15 protein-coding genes are annotated in these 20,249 nt (G+C 57.5%); 2 read left to right on the top strand and 13 right to left on the bottom strand.

Annotation, left to right across the window (positions count from 1 at the left end; all coding sequences use genetic code 11):
• Positions 1-12 precede the first annotated feature (12 nt).
• From IDH41_RS20085 to IDH41_RS20025, 13 genes are all read right to left on the bottom strand, one after another.
• A complete protein-coding gene (locus IDH41_RS20085; RefSeq protein ID WP_190864187.1) occupies positions 13-3,150 on the bottom strand; it encodes a beta-galactosidase in 3,138 nt (1,045 codons plus the stop codon).
• On the bottom strand, positions 3,147-4,466 hold the full coding sequence (locus IDH41_RS20080; RefSeq protein ID WP_190864186.1) for a glycoside hydrolase family 125 protein: 1,320 nt from the start codon (positions 4,464-4,466) through the stop codon (positions 3,147-3,149). Before IDH41_RS20080 ends, IDH41_RS20085 begins: the two co-directional genes overlap by 4 nt.
• A gap of 16 nt (positions 4,467-4,482) precedes the next feature.
• Positions 4,483-7,611: an alpha-mannosidase gene (locus IDH41_RS20075; RefSeq protein ID WP_190864185.1), complete on the bottom strand. Its 3,129-nt coding sequence runs from the start codon at positions 7,609-7,611 to the stop codon at positions 4,483-4,485.
• 22 nt (positions 7,612-7,633) lie between these two features.
• Positions 7,634-8,551 (bottom strand): carbohydrate ABC transporter permease, encoded by a 918-nt coding sequence (locus tag IDH41_RS20070; RefSeq protein WP_190864184.1) that lies wholly within the window; start codon positions 8,549-8,551, stop codon positions 7,634-7,636.
• Between the two features lie 25 nt (positions 8,552-8,576).
• Positions 8,577-9,509, bottom strand: a complete 933-nt coding sequence (locus tag IDH41_RS20065; protein WP_190864205.1) for an ABC transporter permease — start codon at positions 9,507-9,509, stop codon at positions 8,577-8,579.
• Between the two features lie 96 nt (positions 9,510-9,605).
• Complete coding sequence (locus IDH41_RS20060; RefSeq protein ID WP_190864183.1) at positions 9,606-11,102, bottom strand: ABC transporter substrate-binding protein; 1,497 nt, start codon at positions 11,100-11,102, stop codon at positions 9,606-9,608.
• Between the two features lie 135 nt (positions 11,103-11,237).
• Positions 11,238-12,758 (bottom strand): response regulator transcription factor, encoded by a 1,521-nt coding sequence (locus tag IDH41_RS20055; RefSeq protein WP_190864181.1) that lies wholly within the window; start codon positions 12,756-12,758, stop codon positions 11,238-11,240.
• A gap of 4 nt (positions 12,759-12,762) precedes the next feature.
• Entirely contained in the window at positions 12,763-14,571 is a 1,809-nt protein-coding gene (locus tag IDH41_RS20050) for a sensor histidine kinase (protein ID WP_190864180.1), read from the bottom strand.
• Positions 14,572-14,592: 21 nt separating this feature from the next.
• Positions 14,593-15,789 carry an MFS transporter gene (locus IDH41_RS20045; protein ID WP_190864179.1) on the bottom strand — a complete coding sequence of 399 codons (1,197 nt, stop codon included), beginning with the start codon at positions 15,787-15,789 and terminating at the stop codon, positions 14,593-14,595.
• Between the two features lie 257 nt (positions 15,790-16,046).
• Positions 16,047-16,313 carry a hypothetical protein gene (locus tag IDH41_RS20040; protein ID WP_190864178.1) on the bottom strand — a complete coding sequence of 89 codons (267 nt, stop codon included), beginning with the start codon at positions 16,311-16,313 and terminating at the stop codon, positions 16,047-16,049.
• Entirely contained in the window at positions 16,310-17,497 is a 1,188-nt protein-coding gene (locus IDH41_RS20035; protein WP_190864177.1) for a DUF4062 domain-containing protein, read from the bottom strand. Before IDH41_RS20035 ends, IDH41_RS20040 begins: the two co-directional genes overlap by 4 nt.
• Before the next feature lie 91 nt (positions 17,498-17,588).
• Positions 17,589-18,113 (bottom strand): hypothetical protein, encoded by a 525-nt coding sequence (locus tag IDH41_RS20030; protein WP_190864176.1) that lies wholly within the window; start codon positions 18,111-18,113, stop codon positions 17,589-17,591.
• 41 nt (positions 18,114-18,154) lie between these two features.
• Positions 18,155-19,093: a phosphotransferase family protein gene (locus IDH41_RS20025; protein WP_223829882.1), complete on the bottom strand. Its 939-nt coding sequence runs from the start codon at positions 19,091-19,093 to the stop codon at positions 18,155-18,157.
• Between the two features lie 108 nt (positions 19,094-19,201).
• On the opposite strand from IDH41_RS20025, the gene IDH41_RS20020 reads away from it, so the two are divergent.
• Together IDH41_RS20020 and IDH41_RS20015 are read left to right on the top strand one after the other, a co-directional pair.
• Positions 19,202-19,501, top strand: a complete 300-nt coding sequence (locus IDH41_RS20020) for a ferritin family protein (RefSeq protein WP_190864175.1) — start codon at positions 19,202-19,204, stop codon at positions 19,499-19,501.
• A gap of 15 nt (positions 19,502-19,516) precedes the next feature.
• Complete coding sequence (locus IDH41_RS20015; RefSeq protein WP_397328285.1) at positions 19,517-19,897, top strand: spore coat protein; 381 nt, start codon at positions 19,517-19,519, stop codon at positions 19,895-19,897.
• Positions 19,898-20,249 lie beyond the last annotated feature (352 nt).

Here is a 20,249-nt window from a genome sequence, read left to right as displayed (position 1 = left end):
TCCTCTTAAGCCTTAAGCTTCGTTCTTGTCAGCGGTTATCGCGACCTCGTTCGGCCGGTATACGGACGTCACGCGTCCCGTGCGGTCCGCCGCGAACAAGACGGAGCGTTCCTTCTCCACAACAAAGGAATACGTCGTTCCCGTCTCGTTATCCTTCACGGCGACGTCCGCGTCCCAAGCGAATTCGGATACGAAAATGTACAAGAAGCCGTCCTCGTAGCTCAGCTTCCGGCCGTAGACGCCGGACAGCCCGCCGCCCGCGAGCCATTCGAGCCCGCTGCAAGCGCCCGCCGCCTCCGCCGCATGGCGGTACAGCTTCGCGAGCGGCTCGATCCGCTCGTTCAATTCGATCGGCAGCGGACACCAGATGAGGCGCCCCTTGCCGAGCGGAATGTCCGCGACGGACGTCCCGAAGCCGCCGTCCGCAGACACGGCGCCGAGACGCACTTCCTTCACCGCTTCGGCGATCCGGCGATGGCCGAACGAGACCGGCAGCGCTTCGCCTGCCAGCTGCAGCAGCTCCTCGCGCTGCACGTTGCGCAGCTCGGTCTTGCCGACGAGCGGCGCGAGACGCTCCGTCTCATGCCAATACGCGTCGAGCCGCAGCGCGCCCGTCACGAGCAGCACCGCGCCGGTGCGTTCCGCCGTCGCGATCAGCTGCCGCAGCGCCTCGTCGTCGACGTTGTGCGCGCTCGGCAGAATGATGAGCTTCGCCGGCTGCGCTTCCAGGTCGCCGAGGTGATACTCGGAGACGGCCCGGAACGGCAGGTTCAGCTCGTAAGCGAGCGCCCGCGTCAGCTTCGTCGTCGCGTCGAATGCCAGCTTCCGGTTCGAGAAATCGTTCGAATACGGGAAGACGACCGCGATATCTTCGAGCTTCCGGTCGCCCAGCATGCCGCCGATCTCGCCCATGAAGCGGCCGAAATCGTAAGAAACGTCCGCCTCCGGCTTCTCGGTGCCGTCCGCGCGCAGCGCGCCGATCTGCGATTCGTTGGCGTTATCCATGTAGAAGTTCGTGTTCCAGATCCACTGGACCGCGCCCGCCCCGCCGGTCGCGTAGGCGTACGCGTACTTGCGCTCCAGCAGCGCGCGCAGCTCCTCCTCCGAGCGCTTCGCCCGGCCGTCCGGCGTCTCGACGTACATGATGCCCGTCTCTTGAATAAGGTTCGGCTTGTTCGCCGTCTTGGCGAAGATGCCGTCCCACAGCAAATAATCGTTGAACCACCAGGAATGCACCGTCGTGTAATCGACCGCTTCCTCGTAGAAGAACGGCGAAGGACGCTGCGCCCCGAGCGCTTCGTCCTGGCCGACGGTCACGAGATGATCCGGGCACAGCTCCTTGATCGTATCCCGCAGCTGCTTCGCCCATCGATTATGCATCTCCATCGAGAACAACACATAATCGAGCCAGCGCGTTCCTTTCTTCCCGGAATGGATATCCTGTACGCTGAAGTTGATTTCCTCCGCCTCCGGCGGCTTCGCGGACGCGAAGTCCGGCAGCTGCGCCGGCGACATGTTCCAACGCTCCTGAAGCAGCTCGATCGAGCCGTGGCGCTTCGCCAGCCATTCCGAGAAAGCGGCTTGCTCGAACGGGTCGCGGCAAGACCGCGGGCCTTCCGAGAAAATTTGCGCCGGATCGAACATCGACGGCTCGTTGATCAGATCCCAGTCGATATTCGCCGTCTGGCGGTGGCGAGAGACGATGGAGCGAATGAAGCGCTTCTGCGCTTCCACGCTGCGCGGATCGAGGTAAGGGTTAAGCCCTTCCCACGGCTCCGGCGTGAAGGAGAAGAACGTGAACGTCAATTGCAGATCGTGGCGCTTCGCGGTCAGCACGAACGCGTCGATCGCCCGCAGCACCTCTTCGGAGGCGTGGCCGTCCACCTGCATGATGTTCCGGTAAGCCGTCCAGATGCCGGTGCGGATCCAATTGATGCCCGCCTTCTTCATCTGCGCCATGTCGCGGTCCCAGACGTCCGCGTTCGGCAGGAACAGGAACTTGCGCGCCACGTCGGAGGTCATGTACGTCATGCCGACGACCGGGAAGGGACGTCCGTCCTTGATGAAAAAGTCGCGTCCCGCACTGATCGGCGTACCCTGCTTCAGCAGCGCCGCATCCATGCCCCAGAAGCCCTGCTTCAGCACGCGGATCTCGCCGTCAGGACCGACCGCACGGCATTCGATCCGGTACAAGCCGGCTTCCAGCTCGAGCGGAACCGGAATGCGGATCAGATTCAGCTCGCCCGTTACTTGCTCCCGCCATTCCTTCGTCCATAGCGCCGAGGCCGAAGCATCGCCCTCGCGCCGCACGGACAGCGAGAACGACCATGTCTCGGTGGCGGAAGAAGCCCGGCTGCGTCCAAGCCGCTGGGTCTGCAGCGTCAGCTGCGCACGCTCCCCGCTCTCGTACGTGGCGTAGCCTGGCTTCAGCCACAGCTCCGTTACACCCTTGCCGGCGAAGCTCGCCCACTTCGCAAGCTGCTCCGCGCCGCCGCGTGTCCAGAAATCCACGGCGAACGGCTGGCCTACGAATAGCCACCGTCCGCCGGCGAACGGTCCGCCGATATGCTCCCACAGGACGACGGGAGCCGACACTTCGCGGCCCTCCGCGCTAATGCCCTTCACGAGCGGGTACACCCGCGTGTCCATCGGGCCGGAAGAGCCCATCTGATGCGGCAGGTCGCTGCTCTTCGTCACATGCGGCACCAAATTCCACGTATCCGATACCGGAAGCAGCGCCTCTTGGCCAACCAGCAGCGGAATGTTCTCCGATGCCCGGTACCGATCTACCCGGTCGCCCTTCACCCGCAGCGTCTCGTGAACATGCAGCTGCTGGTGATAAGCGGTCTGCTCCGCTTCCGCCGTCCATTGCCCGTCTTCCAGCCGGACGGGGCGCTTGAACGGCGCGCCGCCGACGCTGACGAGGCCGCCGCCCCGGCTCAAATAATCGAGAATGGCCGGCCAGGCGGACTTCGGAAAATACGGGGCGTGCAAATTGACGAAGCTGCCGCCCTCGGCTCCCTCAAGCGTCTCGGCCAGCTCCGCCGCGCCGACGACCTTGCCGATCCCGGCAAGCGCCGGCAGCGCCGCTTCCAGCGCTTCGCCGCCCGGAAACCGCGGATCGGCGAACAGAATCACGGAGCCGCTCATAGCAGCCCGTCCTTCATCGCCCGGTACACGAGCTGCGAGAACAGGCTGTTCGACCACGCGAACCAGCTTCTCGTGAATACGGCCGGATCGTCCGCATGGAAGCCTTCGTGCATGAAGCCCGTGTCCGCGTCCGTCGACTCCAGCATGGCGATCATCGCCAGCTTCTCTTCGTTCGTCTGCGCCGTCAATCCTTGCATGGACAGCGCCATATGCCAGATGTAGCCCGGCGGCGTATGCGGGCTGCCGATGCCCTTCGCCGCTTTGCCTTCATAATAGAACGGATTTTCCTTGCTGAGCGCGAACCGTCTCGTATTCCGATACACCTCGTCGTCGGCCGTCACGTAGCCGAGGTAAGGGATCGACATGAGGCCGGGCGTGCCGGCGTCGTCCATCAGGCAGTAATTGCCGAAGCCGTCCGTCTCGTACGCGTAGATCGGACCGAACTCGGGATGGCGGTAAACGCCGTACAACTGGATGCCGTGGTCGATGTCGGCCTCGAGCTCCTTAAGCTCCGCCAGCATGTCCATGTCGCGGAATACCCATTCGGCGAATTCCTGCATCTGGCGCAGGCTGACGACGGCGAACATGTTGCCCGGGATGTTGTAATGGAAGTCGCAGGCGTCGTCGCTCGAGCGGAAGCCCGACCAGACCATGCCCGTGTAGTTGACCGGCATGCCGAGGCCCTTGTTGCGTAGCGAGTCGGTCGGAATGCCGTTATTACGCGTAAACCGGTACGGCGATTGCTCGAAATGGCGCTGCTCCGTCTTGAACAGCTCGATGATCGCGCGCATCGCCTGCTTGAAGCCGGCGTCGAAAATATCGGTCCGCTCGGTTTCCTTCCAGTACAGATAAGCAAGCCTTACGACGAAGCAGAGCGAATCGATCTCGAATTTGCGCTCCCATACCCACGGGGACATGTCCGTCTCGTCCGTCGTGTTCCAATGCCAGTCGTTCGCCGATTCATTGAACGCGTTCGCGTAGGGGTCGATCAGCACGTACCGGATATGCCGCTTGATCAAGCCGCCGATGATGCGCTGCAGGCCGGCGTCGTGCTTCGCCAGCGGCACGTAATGGATGACCTGCTCGACGGAATCCCGCAGCCATAGCGCCGGAATATCTCCCGTGATGACGAAGGTCGTGCCGTCGTCCATCAGCTTCGTCGTCGTTTCCAGCGTATTCGGAAAACAGTTCTTGAATTGCTTAAGCAGCTTCGGCCGGTGGGCCAGCTTCTGCTCCGCCTCCGCCAGCACGTCCAGGACGGCTTGCGGAAGCGCAAGCTCAGGCATCGGGATTTTGGGAAGTCTGAATTGTTCCAAAGCGAATTCGCTCCTTCTATGTCGTGGAATGAATGAATTTGATCGTCTTGATTTCAAAAGGCGCGAACGACAGCTCGACGGCGCCCGCCGCAGCCTCGACCGGCTCCAGATCCTCCTCAAGCGCGTTCGAGACGAAAGCGCCCGAGATGGGGAGCGGCCAGCCGAGCGCAACCTTCTCCCGGCCGCCGGACGATTCGTAGAGGCGGACGATCGTGCCGCTGCCGTCTTCGGCAGGCTTGACCGTATCGAGCACGACATGCTCGCCCGTGAAGGACACGAACGAATGCACGGACGGCAGCTCGCCCGGCTGCACCTTCGCCGCCGTTACGACCGGCCGGTGGTTCAGCTCGACGGCCTTCCTCACCGTACCCGCCTCCCGCCAGTCTCCTTCATGCGGATAGAGCGAATACGTGAACTCGTGCTCGCCGAGATCGGCCGTCACGTCCGGCCACTTCGGCGCCCGCAGCAGCGACAGCCGGATCGTGCTGCCCTGTACGTCGTAGCCGTATTTGCAATCGTTCAGCAGGCTGACGCCGTATCCGCGCTCCGACACGTCCGCGAAGCGGTGGCCGCATACTTCGTACTGCGCCTGCTCCCAGCTCGTGTTGCGGTGGGTCGGGCGCTCCAGCGCGCCGAACGGAATATCGTACGTCGCCTTGTCCGTCACGACGTCGATCGGGAAAGCGACTTTAAGCAATTTATGCGCTTCCTGCCAGTCGACCTTCGTCTCGAAGTCGATCCGGCGGTCGTCGTGATGAAAAACAACATCCTGTCTGATTTCCGATTGGCCGAGCTTCCAGCGGAAGCGCAGCACGTCCCGGACGGCTCCCGTCCGCAGGACGCCAGCCTCGAGCAGCTTCGCTTCGCCCGCGGGCTGCTTCTCGTACCGGTCGTCGATGTCCCAGGCGTCCCACAGCGTCGGACGGTCATGGAAGAAGCGGAACCGGTTGCCCGGCTCGCCCGCCTGCAGCACTTCGCGGCCGGCCGCCTTGTCGAACAGGCTGACCAGCTCGCCGCGCTCGTTGAAGCGGATCTTGTAATAGCCGGTCTCCCAGCCGTTCTGAAGAAGCTCAAGCCCGGCAGTCGCCGCAGCCGAATCCACGGAAGCCGATTCGGCTCGTCTCAGCCAAATCGTCTTATAGCCGAAGGCCGGCACTCCCGGCACCCGAACGACGGCGCGCTTTGCGCCCGGCTCCGCATCCGGGGCCATATCGAGCGCCAGCCGCGCGCCCATCTCGTCGTAAGCTTCCGCCCCAGGCCATGCGGCATCGACGTCGAGCTCCGCTGCAACGTCCCGGCTCCAGCCGAGGCCGTTCCAGACGACATGCGGCACGCCATCGCCTTCCGTGGCGATCGCGCCGGACAGCGCGCCGAGGCCAAGCCGCAGGCCGAGACCGCCTTTGTCGAACACTTCCGTATATTCCTTCTCCGACGTTTCATACGCTTCCGTAATCGCCGAGCCCGGAATGATGTCGTGGAACTGGTTCAGCAGAATCAGCTTCCAGCCTTCGTGCAGCGCCGCGTCGGCCGCTTGCCGCGACGAAGCGTCCATGCGGCCGGCCGCGAGCGCGTTCCACAGCTCCGCTTCGCGGTACAGGATTTCCGCCTTCCGGTTATGCCGCTTGTTGCGGCCGTGCGTCGTATACGTGCCGCGGTGCAGCTCCAAATACAAGTCGCCGCGCCACTTCGGCAGCTCCGCCGCCTTGTTCCCGATTCCTTCGAAGAAAGCGGCGGCCGTACTGTACTCGCTGGCCGGCTGGCCGACCATGAGCGACGCCCGGTTGATATATTCCAGCATCTCGCGGGTGACGCCGCCGCCCCCGTCGCCATGCCCGTACAGCAGCATTTGCTCGGGATGCTTCGCCTTCTCGCGGTACGACTGCCAGTGGTCGTGCACGTCCTTCGGCAGCGTGTTCTCGTTCACGCCGTGATTGAGGTACGACAGCATCGGCGTGCCGTCGATGCCGACCCAGTGGAACAGATCGTACGGGAACACGTTCGTGTCGTTCCAGCCGAGCTTGGTCGTCATGAAATACCGGATGCCGCCGTGCTTCAAAATTTGCGGCAGCGACGCGCAGTAGCCGAACGTGTCCGGCAGCCACTCGATCTGCGACGTTATGCCGAACTCCTCCTGGTAGAAGCGCTGCCCGTACAGCATTTGCCGCATGAGCGATTCCCCGCTCGGAATGTTCAGATCCGGCTCGACCCACATGCCGCCGACCAGCTCCCAGCGGCCTTCCTTGATTCTCGCCTTGACCCGTTCGTACAGCTCCGGATCGTTCCGCTTCAAATATTCGAACAGCAGCGGCTGGCTCTGGGCGTACCGGAAGTTCGGATATTCGCTCATGAGCGCGTCCGCCGTCGAGAACGTCCGGCTCGTCTTCCGCACCGTCTCGCGCGCCGGCCACAGCCAAGCGATGTCGATATGCGACTGCCCGACCATGCGGATCAGCCCTTCGGCATTGCCGCCGATCTCGCAGGCCCTATCCGACAAACTCTCTTCGATGGAACGGATCGCCGCTCCTTCTTTTACTTCCTCCGCGCCAAGCTGCACGAACCGATCCATCGCTTCATGCAGCGCCTCACGCAGCCGGGTGCGGCGGAAATCCTGCTCCGGCAGCAGCGCCAGGCTGTCCCGGATGACCGTCACGGTGTACATCAGGCTCTGCACCGGGACGTTGACCCGCAATAGAGAAGCGCGGATCGCCGTAATCGGCGGCTGGATGACCGCCTGCCGGTTCAGCGGATCGACCGGCTCCGGCACCGGATCGAACAGCTCGATCTCAAGCGCCATCGACCGGCCCGTCCGCGCCGGATCCAGCGTCACGAACGTGTGGTTCCGGTCAAGCCCCTGATAGGAAGACCCGTTTATGCGAAGGAGGCCTTCGCCCCCGGATTCGAACAGCAGGCCGAAGCGGCCGCTCGTCCAGGAGGAAGGCAGCTCCAGCTGCTTTCTGAAAAAATAAGTCGTGCCCTGCTTGCTCGGAAACCGGGCAAAATCATGCCCCTCGGCGTATTCGCCGTGATGCTCGTACCGGCCGGGCAGCACGTACGTGGAGCGCGTAATCGCCCAATCGCCAAGCTCCGCACGCTCCAGCCACTGACGCTCCGCCAGCTCCCGGATAAACCGTCTGATTCTCTCCATCGCTTATGCCTCCCCCGCAAGCTTATTCTTTAACGGCGCCTACCGTAAGACCTTGAATGAAATAACGCTGGAAGAACGGGTAAGCGAAGATGATCGGTCCCGTCGCGAGCACGACCATCGCCATCCGCGACGTATCCTGCGGCATGTTCCGCAGCGCTTCGAGGCCGAGCGAGCTGTTTTGCGAGTTTTGCAAAATAAACTGCAGGTTCGTCTCGATCCGCATCAGCATCGACTGCAGCGGCACCAGGTTCGGATTGTCGATATAGAGCAGCGCGTTGAACCAGTCGTTCCAGTAGCCGAGCGTGCTGAACAGGGCGATCGTGGCGAGGCCCGGCAGCGACAGCGGCAGCACCAGGCGGATGAACGTGCCGAATTCGCCGGCGCCGTCGATTTTGCCCGATTCGATGATCGCGTCCGGCACGCTCGTGCTGTAGAAGGTGCGGAGGATCATAATGTAGAAAGCGTTGACCGCCAGCGGCAATATAAGCGACCAGATCGTATCCTTCAGCCCGAGCAGCTGCGTCACGACGATGTAGGTCGGCACGAGGCCGCCGTTGAACAGCATCGTGAAGAAGGCGAAGAAGGAGAAGAAATTGCGGTACTTAAAGCTTTTTCTCGAAATGGCGTAGGAATAGAACGCGATGAACAGCAAGCTGATAATCGTGCCCACGACCGTCACGAAGATCGTGACGCCGTAAGAGCGCAGCAGCGTGTCCCCGGTTTGGAACACGTATTTGTAAGCTTCGAAGCTCCACTCAGACGGGATCAGCCGGTAGCCTTCGCGGGCCAGCGTCCCTTCGTCCGTCAAGGAGATGATGACCACGAACAGAAACGGAAATACGCACAAAAATGCGAAAATGCCGGCAAACAGGTTGAATACGACATTCCACGGGGTCGACAGCTGATGGAAATCGCGCTGCTTCTTTTTGGCTAATATCACGGTTGCCACTCCTCTCTCTTATGGTTTAGAACAAGGCGCCGTCCTTGTTATATTTGCGCACGATAGCGTTGGACGTAATGACGAGGATGAAGCCGACCAGCGATTGATAGAGGCCCGCCGCCGTGCTCATGCCGATCTCGCCCGTTGTCTTGAGGCCGCGGTAGACGTACGTATCGATAACGTTCGTAACCGAATAGAGCGTTCCCGAATCCCTCGGCACCTGGTAGAAGAGACCGAAGTCGGCGTAGAAAATTTTGCCTACGGCCAGCAGCGTCATGATCGTAATGATCGGGCTGAGCATCGGGATGGTGATACTGCGGATTTGCTGCCACTTGTTCGCCCCGTCGATCATCGCCGCCTCGTAGAGCGACTTGTCGATGCCCATGATGGAGGCCAGATAGACGACGCTGTTATAGCCGACCGCCTTCCACAGAATGACGAGGATAAGGATATACGGCCAAAACTTCGGATCGGAATACCATTGCACGGGCTCCCAGCCGAAGTACGCGAACACCTGGTTCAGCATGCCGCGCTGCGAGCTTAAGAAGCTGAACGCGAAATAGCCTACGATGACCCAGGATAGAAAGTAAGGAAGAAACATGCCGGTTTGGTATACCTTCGCCAGCTTTTTATTGACCAGCTCGGACAGGACGACGGCCATGACGACCGACAGCACCAGCCCGAGGACAATGAATGCGATGTTATAGAGCAGCGTATTGCGCGTAATGATGTACGCGTCGTTCGTGCTGAACAAAAACTTGAAGTTGTCGAAGCCGACCCAGTCGCTGTTCACGATGCTGGCCCAGAAGCCGTCCCGGCTGAACCGGTATTCCTTGAAGGCGATGACCGTGCCGAACATCGGAATGTACGAGAAGAACAGAAACCATAGCGCGCCCGGCAAAACCATGAGCAGAAACACTTTATTTTTAACGACGTCTTTAAGAAACCCGCCGACCATTTTCACGATTATCCCTCCCGATTCTGTTAGTGAAAAAACAAACATGAAAAAAGATCGGGCGAAACTTTCACCCGCCCGATCCCCTTTTTTATCGTTTTATTTATTGTTTGCGGCTCTCCATGCGTCGAGCTGCGATTGGACTTCGGCAATGACCGTGTCCAGTCCGGCCGCTTTGAATTTCTCGTTCGCTTTCGCGATGTAGGTCGCAGGGTCGACCGTGCCCGTCATGAGCGAGGACCAGTATTCTTCCTTCACGTTCTGTACGGCCGCGATTTCCTTGGATACTTTCGTCGCATCGAAGTTGAAGCCGAGAAGCGGCGCGTCGATGCCCGATTCGTTGAATTCCTTGAACAGCTCCCACTTGTTGTCGGGGTCGTTCTCGTTCAGGTAAGTGATCAGCAAGTTGCCGAGGGAGAATGTCGGCATGTCGTAGTTTTTCGCGTCAGGCAAGTTTTTCATCTTGTTGTCGCCGATTTTTTCGTAGTGCGTGCCTTCGATGCCGGAGTCCACCATGTTGCGGAGGACAGGGTCCGTGTTCAGCAGGTTCAGGAATTCCATCGCTTTCTCCGGATGCTCGGAGTTGGCGGAGATCGCCTGCATCGAGCCCATAACCGACCAGTTGAACGTGTACGCGTCGCCTGCAGGCGTCGTCGTTACCGGGTAGCCGTAGCTTGCCGACCAGAGGTTCTCCGCCAGCGGCTGCGTCGATGCGCGGTCAGTGAACCATTTGCCCGATTTGTACAGATCCTCGACCGAAGTCGTCGTCGCCACTTCCGGCGAAATGTAACCGGCTTGGTAGAACTTGCGCATCGTGTCGAGCGCCGATTTCAGCTCCGGCGTTTCGAAGAGGTTCACGACTTTGTAGTCCTTCGTATCCAGGTAGACCGCCATCGGCAGCTTCTCGATCACGTAGTCGAACGGCATGAGCGGCATGAAATCCTTCACCAGCGCAAGCGGCGTCACGTCCGGCTCGTTCTCCTTGATCGTCTTCAGAAGCGGCTCGAGGCTTTCCATCGAGCGGACGCTCTTGATGTCGAGGTTATACTTCTTCACCAGCTCGTCGTTGAAGCGCCATACCTCTTGGGCCGGAAGCTCCTTGTTGGCCGGTACGCCGTAGTTGTGTCCGTCGACCTTGGAGCCTTCGAGGAACGCCGGGTCGAGCGTTTCCTTGATGCCTTGTCCGTGTTTCTCCAGCAGCTCGTCGATTTCCATGAACGCGCCCTTGCGCGCGTTTTGCACGTAGTCGAACGCCCACGACGCGGTGAACATAATGTCCATCGGCTCGCCCGAAGCGGCCATGACCTGCATCTTCTGCGTGTAATCGCCGAAGTCGATCATTTTTATGTCAACCGTCGCGTTGATTTTTTCCTTCGTGTACTTGTTGATCTCTTCGTTCACGAGCGCCAGGTCCTTCTGCGGAACCCCGATCGTGTACCAGATCAATTCCGCGGTCGGCTCGTTCGAAGCGCCTTCGCCGCCGCTTCCCGCCGTGTTCGTTCCGTTATCCGCTTTGCTTCCGCACGCGCTTACAACAAGCGTGGTCGCCAGCAGCGTCGTCAGAACGAGAGAAAAGCTTTTTCTTTTTCTGCTCATTTTGTAAGTACCCTCCCCGTCGAATATGATCCCTAAGGACTACTTTAACTTTAAAAGATGAAAGCATTTTCAAATAGAACAGAAACTAAATAAATCATGTCCAAAATAAAGAAAGCTGCTTTCGCGCGCCCGGCGCTAAAGCAGCCCTTTGAATTCGGTCGGGGAAATTCCTACGTGCTTCTTGAACTGCTTGTAGAAATAGCCCGTCTCCCAATAGCCGACGTTCCGGGCGATCTCGTGCACCTTGAGCTGCGTGTTCTTTAGCTGCTCCTTAGCTTTCTCCACCCGGAACTTATTCATGTATTCCGTGAACGATTCGTTGCACTCCTTGTGAAACAGCTGGCCCAGATATACGGGATGGATGTTGTACAGGCTTCCCAGCGTCTTGAGCGACAGATCCTCGTTGTAAGACTCGTGAATATGGTTAAGCACCTGCTGCACGACCGGACTCTTCACGTCCTTGATCAACGCGTCGACCGTGATGCCCGCCGCCTCCTGCACGATCCGGACGAGGTCGTCGATCCGCTCCGCGCCCTTCAGCCGGCCGAAGCTTCCCGTGTACAGCTCCGGCTCTTCGTCGTGGCGGATTTCCTTCAGCAGCATTTTGAACCGGACGATCGCCTCTATCGCCGTGTCCTGCAAATCGCCGGGGGCGATGCCTTCCGCCCGCTGCAGCTGCGCGAAGTCTTCGTCGATCCGGCTCATGAGCGATTCCCTGTCTTTGGCCATGACCATCCTTCTATAGTCCTGCCAATCCAGCGGGAACCGCAGCCGATCGTCCCCATTCCCGCTCGGCAGGTCGTCGTACCGGATCATCGAACGGTCCTCGTAGATGAGGAAATATTCCTGCGCCTTCCTCGCCTGCGCGTAGCTCTCGGACGCCTCCTCCAGCTGCTCCGCGCTGCCGAGCGTCACGCGCAGCCGGCCGTATTCCTCGAGCAGCCGCATGTAGCTGAGCAGAATCGCTTCCGCCTCCTGCATGCCGGCCGCCGGCTCGTCCATTTTGAACACGATCACGATATCCCCGTCCATGTCGCGGAAGGACACCGCCCCGCTGTTATGCTCCTGCTGCCTGGCGATGAAGTCCGCCACTTCCTTGCGCTCGCGCTCCTGCCGCAGCACCGCGACCGCGGCGTAAGGCGCGTCCAGCTCGATGCCGAGCAGCGCGGCGCGTTCGCGGAACGGCTCCGGCTCGATCTGCTTCATCAGCCACCGGTACATGACGTTGTCCTTCAAGATCCGCATGCTCTGCTCATGGAAGGAATCGCTTGCCCGGGAGGCGTTCAGCTTCGCCAGCGTATTGGCCAGCGTCGCCTTCAGCTCCTCGAGGTTGATCGGCTTCAGCAAGTAGTTCTCGATGCCGAGCCGCATCCCTTCCTTCAAATAATCGAACTCGTTGAAGCCGCTGAGCACGATGATCTTCAAATCGGTCAGCAGCAGCTCCCTCGCCTGGCGGATGAGGGTAAGCCCGTCCATTATCGGCATCGAAATATCGGTGATCATAATATCGACGGGCGTCGTCCGGATCGCTTCCAACGCCGCCTTACCGTTCTCCGCGGAGCCGACGATTTCCAGTCCCATGGCCTCCCAATCGACAATGTCGTAAAGCCCCTCGACGATGAACGGCTCGTCGTCCACGATGAATACTTTGTACATTCCGCTACGCCTCCCCGATGTCCGGATAAAGGACGGTTACCGTCGTCCCTTCCTCCGGCGTGCTCTCAATCTCAATGCCGTAGCCCGGTCCGTAGAGCAGCCGCAGCCGCTCATGGATGCTGCGCAGGCCGAACGACTCCGCATTCGCGTCCGGATCGTCCAGCCCCCGCCTGATCTCTTCCATCCGCCCGGGCTCAATCCCTTTGCCGTTATCCGTTACCTCGGCCCGGATAAGATCGCCATCCTTGCGGACCGCGATCTCGATCCGGTTGTCGTGGCGGTCCGTTCGCAGCCCGTGCAGAATGTAGTTCTCGATGACCGGCTGCAGCGACATCTTCAACGCCGCCTTGCCCTTAAGCCCCGGCTCGCAGCGGATGTCGTAAGCGAACTTGTCCTTGTACCGGATACGGAACAGCTCGAGATAGAGCCTGCAAGCTTCAAGCTCGTCCTGCAGCGTATAGTTCGGCTTCTGCTGCACGTAGCTCTTGAAGAGCACCGACAGGCTGTAGATCATCTCCCCGACGTCGCCCGCGCCCTGCGAGACGGCCCGCATCCGGATCACCTCCAGCGTGTTGTACAGGAAATGTGGGTTGACCCTTGCTTCGAGCGCGGCAAGCTCGGTATGCTTCTGCTTGATTTCCGCCTTGTACACCCGGTCGATATATTGGTTGAGCTCCTCGAGCATGTCGTTGAAGCTCTTGCTGATCTGGCCGAGCTCGTCCTCCTTCACGTCCTCGATCCGCGCGGACAAATCGCCCTGCTTCACCTTGCGGGTGAACCGGATGATGTTGTGCGTCCGCTTGGCGAAGTTGCCGATGAACAAGGAAGGAATGAGAATCGTGAAGAAAATACAGATCGAGCTGATCGTCACGATCGTCCGGCGCAGCCCGACGTACGACGCTTCAAGCTCGGCCTTCGGCACCATGCTGAGCACCGTGAAGCCGCCCTGCGTATGCATCGACTTGTTCATAATAAAGTTGTCCGCGACCTCCCCGTCCGACAAAGAGGCGCTCACCTGCTCGAAATACGGATACTTGCCGCCGTATCCGCGTCCCGAGGAATCGAAGATGACATCCCCGTCCGCGGACAGCACCACGATCGAGCCCATAATTTTCTCCTCGAAACGGGCGAGGTTCTCCATCAATTCGTTCGACTCGAAGTAGACGAGCAGCTGCCCGATGTTGCGCAGCGACTGCTTGTTGTTCACCGGCACCCGGACGGAGAAGAGCGGCTGGTCCTCGAGGTCGATCGCCTTCTTCACCCAGACGTTCGGAATCGATACGTTCGAGTCCTCCTCCAGGTACATCGCGTCGGGGATGAAGGAGTTGGCCGCGTTGGCGGATACGATTTTGAATTGTCTGGCGTCGTTGAACGTATACAGCTGCTGCAGCTCCGCGCTGTACAGCATGAGGCTGCGAATGTCCCGGTCGTCGTCGAGCCGGTTCCGGAAAAACTGCACCACGTCCGTCGAGGTGCTGTTGTCGTTATAGTACTTGTCCAGCCGGTGCTCGACGTATTCGGGATAAGGGTTCTCCATCAGGTACGACAGGTTGAACGCCAGCTCCTCGTCCCGGTAGACGTTCACCATCATCGTCTGAACCGACTCGTATTTGCCGCCGATGTAGCCGCTGACGCTCTCCATCGCCCTCCTCTGCACGTCCAGCTGCCGCTGAAGGGCGGATTGGGACATCGAGAGGTACATGAGATAGGAGAAGGTGATGATCGTTACGATCGTAATCAGGGCGAACAGCAAAATGATTTTCATGAACAAATTGTTTTTGATGTATTTGCCGTACAAGCTCCCTAAGCGCATGCGCCGCCTCCTCTGCCTGAATCATTGCCGCTCCGGCATGCCCTTCTTCGCCGGCCTCCCGGCCATTACGGATAATCCCGCGGCGGCCAGAATGAGGCCCGACGTGACGAATATCCAATGGATGCTCAGGTAAAGGCCCAGCACCCCGCCGATCAGCGGGCCGATCATCGAGCCGAGCTGGTTGGCGCTCGCCGTCATGCCGAACGACCGGCCCCGGAATTCCTCCGGCGTGCTCTTCACGAACAGCGTATTGACGGTCGGCGCGATGCCCGCGATGAACAGCCCGAACACGAACTGCACGAACGTGAACAGCCACAGCCGGTCGACGAAATATTGAAAGCAGACGACGAGCCCCGCGCCCGCCATGCAGAACGCCAGCATCCGCATATGCCCGAGCCGCTCGCCCGCGCGGCCCCACAGCGGCGAAGCGATGATGCCGGCAATGCCGATGAGCGAGATGACGTAGCCGCTCGTCAGCACCGCGTCGCGCACATTCCCCTGCAGGTCGGCGATATGGAGCGTAAGCAGCGGCTGGATCATATTGTAGGAAATTTGGAAGATTAGCAGGAGCAGCAGCAAATTTCGGAGCGTCGCGTTCGTGAAGGCGTATTTCAAATTGCCCCAGTACGTCGACTTCTTCGCTTCGCCTCTCGAATGGCCTTCCTTCACCCAGAAGATGACCGCTATCGTAGCGAGGAAGATGATCGCTCCCGATACGACGAACGACATTCGCAGCCCGAAGGCCGTCGCGAGCAGTCCCCCGAAGAACGGGCCGAGAATGCCGCCCGTCATCGTCCCTGCTTGCATAATGCCCAGGCTCTGGCCCATCTTATTCGCCGGGGCGACGGTCGCCACGATCGCCATCGAGGCGGGCACGAATCCGCCGACGAAGCCGTGCAGCATGCGGACGACGATCAGCTGCCAGGGCGTCTGCACGACGGAAATTAACGAATAGATGATTGCCAGGCTGATCCCCGCCCGAATGACCATTTTGCGCTTGCCGTACTTGTCCGCCATCGAGCCCCAGAACGGCGCCATGACGGCCCCGACGAGGAAGGCGGAGGAGTGGACGATGCCCGCCCACAAATTTACCGACGATTGCCCGACGCCGAGATCGAACAGAAACAGCGGCAGAAAAGGCACCGCCATCGTGTAGCTGGAGCTGCAAAGCAGCACGCCTACCCATAAAATCCACATCGTTCGCTTCCAGTTTTGCATACCCGAACACATCCCGTTTAGTAAGTTAGATCGACGATGGCCGTTAACACTATGTTAATAAGTATACAATGAATGGGACGGGATGTAACTTTCGCGCATGGAAAAGAGGCTGACGGATGGAGCCGGCAGCCTTGTATGCATGTACCTATGTGAGGATCACGGAATTGCTTCAAGCAAAATAAAACGGCGGTCCGGACATAACATTGAATGCCCCGGACTGCCGTTCTATTGTAAACTCATTTTCTGTTAACTGAAAATTATGTTCTGTTTATTTCATGCCATGATTTATTTAGTTCTTTCAGACGTTGGTTTTTTTTAAGTGAGTCTAATCCCGAGGCTCTCTTAGTTTCCACAAATAAAACGGTATCCTTAGCTAGATTCGGCAATTTTGCTGTGACTGCAAGCTTCACTGCCTGTTTATTAATGGCTACAATCGTTTTTGTAGGGGCTGCAGAAACATGTTTGATATTCCAAATTCCACCTGTTTCCGGTGTCCTAACTTGTATGCTTCTCTTCAAATTCATTTCTGTAGCCCCCTTATTGTGAAATTCATGAAATCGAATATAAAAGTGTTAGCATGTGAATTTATTATACCATCAATTATATCCTCGGTATAGTCAGTAAACATTTGTTGGTTCCACTGTGTTTCTTCAGGAAAATGGTAAGAAATGACGTACTCTCCGATTTTGAATGTAAAATAAAACATGCGCTTTGACTCAAGGTAAAATAAAGCAGGTTCCTCATCGGTTACATTATGATAAGTATAAGCGACAAACGAATCCGGATCATCGATAGTAAAGTCATTATCTCCATCAGTATCCCCTGCGCTTTGAACTGTTTTCAGTATATTGCCCTCTCGTTGAAACAAACACACCGCAGAACAAGTTTTCACTTTACCGATTGTTCTTTCGAGCGGCGGAAAATCTTTTGTAATATTTGCACCCCGTAATGCCGAAATTAATCTTGATAAAAGTCTTGGGAGATTAATGAAATCATTAATACGCAGATGACTTGCCAGAACCAGCAATGTGAAATCAGTAAAATCGCCAAAGGCGTTAGCCAACTGCATGCTTTCAGAAGCTATTTTGCTTTTAGGGATCAAATTAACTCCCTGTCGTAACAAATCGCTTAAATAAGATTTCCAAGGAACGCTGGTGCCATAAGACAAATCCTCTATATACTTTCCGTGAACATCTACAATATCGTACAAAAGAACCCAAACATACATTTCTATGTTATGTTTGGACGGGATGTCAGAGTTAACTTCTTCCGATTTTATTTCTAGATAGTTACAAATTTCTATGTAATTAGGAGTATGAGCGTTCGTTTTAATAAATTCATCAACGAAATCTTTTATGATCCAACGGATACTACCGAAATATTTACTTTTTATCGTCGTTTCAGCAAATAGCACCAAAACTTTATCCTCTTCAATTGCTTTTAAAAATTCTAGGTGAGTAATCGTCCGACCACTTGATGTCATGCTCCCGGCTTTACTATGAATGAACAAGCAATACACATCACATTCTTTAACCTTATCAAGACAATGCTGTATGCCGGTCGCATTCATAGGCCACGGTCCAAACGTTTTTTCAAACATCTCGGGAAAATGACCAAGTGTTGCTAATTCATCAAATGCTGTTGCTCTTAGTCCTGTAAGGGTATCCTGAGCTACAGAACTGATAAAAAGCTTGGTAGGTTTAGGCATGACTATACTCCTTGAATTTTCCATCTTTTTTTGATTCCATAGTCCCTATTATACCATCGTGTTTTTTGTATTTAAAAGTTATTTCTAAATTTCACCAGCCAGGGTGTTTATAACGAAAGCAGGTCTCGCCCTGATACGTATAGGCTCTCGCCCAGCGGATCGTATCCTCCATATAGCGCTCGACATGCTCCACTTCGCTGCCGCGAAACGCGATCATCATAAACGAGTTAAGCAAAAAATTTACGGCGAGAAGGAAAAACGCTTCAAGTTCGGCCTCGGTAACGTCCGGCCTATGCGTTAATTCGAGCGCATACAGCTCGACTACGCCAAACGGAGGAATGCTGTCCCAATAATCGAAGCCGGCATCCTCATAATCGCTTACCACGCTATCCTCCATCGCCGCGATCATCGGCGATTGTTCCCGGTGCAGATCGCGCACGCCGAACTTGAGCGATACGGCGTCGGCGCATTGGATATGAATAACGGCATGATTGAGGTTGTGACCTTCGGCAACCGCAATGACGTGATCGTCGATCCATTTCTTGATCTCGGGCACCGCCTCTTCCCACGGCTCGAATTTGAAATCGCTTTGTTCCAAAAATAAATGGACCCGCATCACGCGCCTCCCTTATTGTTCAAGGCTTAATCCGAATTCGTTCAGTACTTCGCCCGTCCCGCCGACAGCCGTTCCTTCATAAACGCGACTACCCGATCGCGGTATTCCGCCTGCCCGGGATCGCTTCCGTAGAACGAGAGGAAGCTAAGGCCATGCACGCAGGAGTAGAAATCGACGATAGCCCGTTGACGGCCGTCCATCCCCCACAGCCGGCAAAGCTCCTCTATATAAAAGATCGCGTCCTTCCCGGGCACATCCGATACGACGGCCGTCTGCGTCAGGGCGGCCATATAGAGGGGATCGCCGTAACAGACGCTGTCAAAGTCGATCATTCCCTGCAGCTCCCCGTCCTGCATGATGACGTTCTTGATCGTGATGTCGTCCAGGAAGCAGCGGGGCTCCACCTGGCCGAAGTAGCCGCGGAAGCTCTCCGCTTGCTCCGTTAAGGTTCCGATCTCCGCTTCCGTCAAGCTGCGGGCGGCTTGATCGAAATGCTTGTTCAGATCCCGCTCGATCACGTCGGCCCAGCTGCGGAACGGCCCCTTCTCCCCGATCGGCACCCATCCGAAGCCGGAGCCTTGCGGCAGCTGCCCGACAATGCGCTGGAACGAGACGATTTGCCCCGCCAGCGCGGTCATTTGAGCGCCGGTCATGCCCGGCAGCGCGTATCTCAAGTCGCAGCCGGGAATTTTGGGCAGGACGAGATAAGCGAAAGGATATTCCGCCGCGCTCAAATCGGCGTGCAGCACCTTCGGAACGGGAAGGCCCAAGTCCAGCAGCACCGCCAGATTGGCCTCCGTGCCCCGCAGCACGGCCGGGTCCTCGTTCGTCCGGACAATCAGCTCCCTGTCCGCCGTCTTGACTTCGTAGACGACATTGCAGTGGCCGAAGGTCATCCTTTCCATATGCTGCGCCGGTTCTCCGACCGCATCGCGGCATATCCGTTCGATCATTAATGGCATGAAAGACAGGTCGGCCATGTCGTTCCCCCTCTTCTGCCGCGGGCGCCGAATTCGATCGGATGCCGGCGGTTATTTTTTTCTTTTTTAGGCAAGCTATAGGTAAATTCCGATTAAAGGAGACTACACATGCAAACGCAGCAAAACCAATCGCAGCAGCAGGCTCCGCTGATGCAGACGCCGCCTCAGGTCATTACCGTCAAAGACTCGCTGTATTTATCCGACCAATTGTCGTGGGAAATTTTGGCAATGAAGAAATGCCGTCATTTCGCGCAGGAATGCACCGATCCGGAAATCGCCCAAGCGATCGACAAAGCCGGCCAGATGCATCAAAGACATTATACTATGCTGCTGAAGCATCTGCAGAACAACAATACGCTCGAAATGTCCAAAGTTCCCCAAACCCAGCAGCAGCAGCAACAACAATAAAAGGAGGCCGCGCCCATGAATCAAGGCATGAATCAAGGCATGAGCCAAAACCAAGGCTCGCAGACGATCAAAAACCCGAAGCCGGCCAACGAGCCGCAGGTGAAAGGCCCGGAGCTCAATGACCGCGACCGCGTCAACGACATCCTGGCGACGGAGAAGTACCTGACCGACAGCTTCAACGTATCGGCGCGCGAAGCGAGCCATACCGCCCTGCATCAGGATATTATGACGATTCTGAACGAAACGCATCAATGCCAATACGAACTGTTCGAATTGATGTTCCGCAAAGGGCACTACAAGCTGGAGGCCGAGCAGCAGAACAAGCTGGATCAACATTATCAGCAGTTCAGCGGCTATTCCTCGCAGTTCCCGTATGCGAACCATATGGTGCAATAAGCCGGATACCGCATCGAAAACGGCATAAGGGGCTGTCCCGAAGTCATCGCGAGATGACGGAAGGACGCCCCTTCTTCATTTATCAAAACAATAAAGAACCCTTTGCGCAATGCCTGCGATTGTGCAGCCTTTACCCTATCGATGAAGCAGCAGAACGGAATGCCTGCGATTGTGCAGGCAATTCGGCACGTGAGCCCCCTTTTTGTGCTTATCAAATGAAAAAGATGCACATTCGCAGCCATTTGCTTCGCTGCACGAACGAAGCGGCAGAAAGCCTGCACTTCTGCATGCTTCGGCATGAGACGCGCTGCCTGAGAGGGCGGATCACTCGACGCTTCGGCCGCTTATGGCG

Origin of the sequence: Paenibacillus arenilitoris (assembly GCF_014705655.1) — a bacterium.
Taxonomy (GTDB): domain Bacteria; phylum Bacillota; class Bacilli; order Paenibacillales; family Paenibacillaceae; genus Pristimantibacillus; species Pristimantibacillus arenilitoris.
The sequence above is the reverse complement of the archived record's forward strand: the minus strand, read 5'-3'. Positions and strand labels throughout refer to the sequence as shown.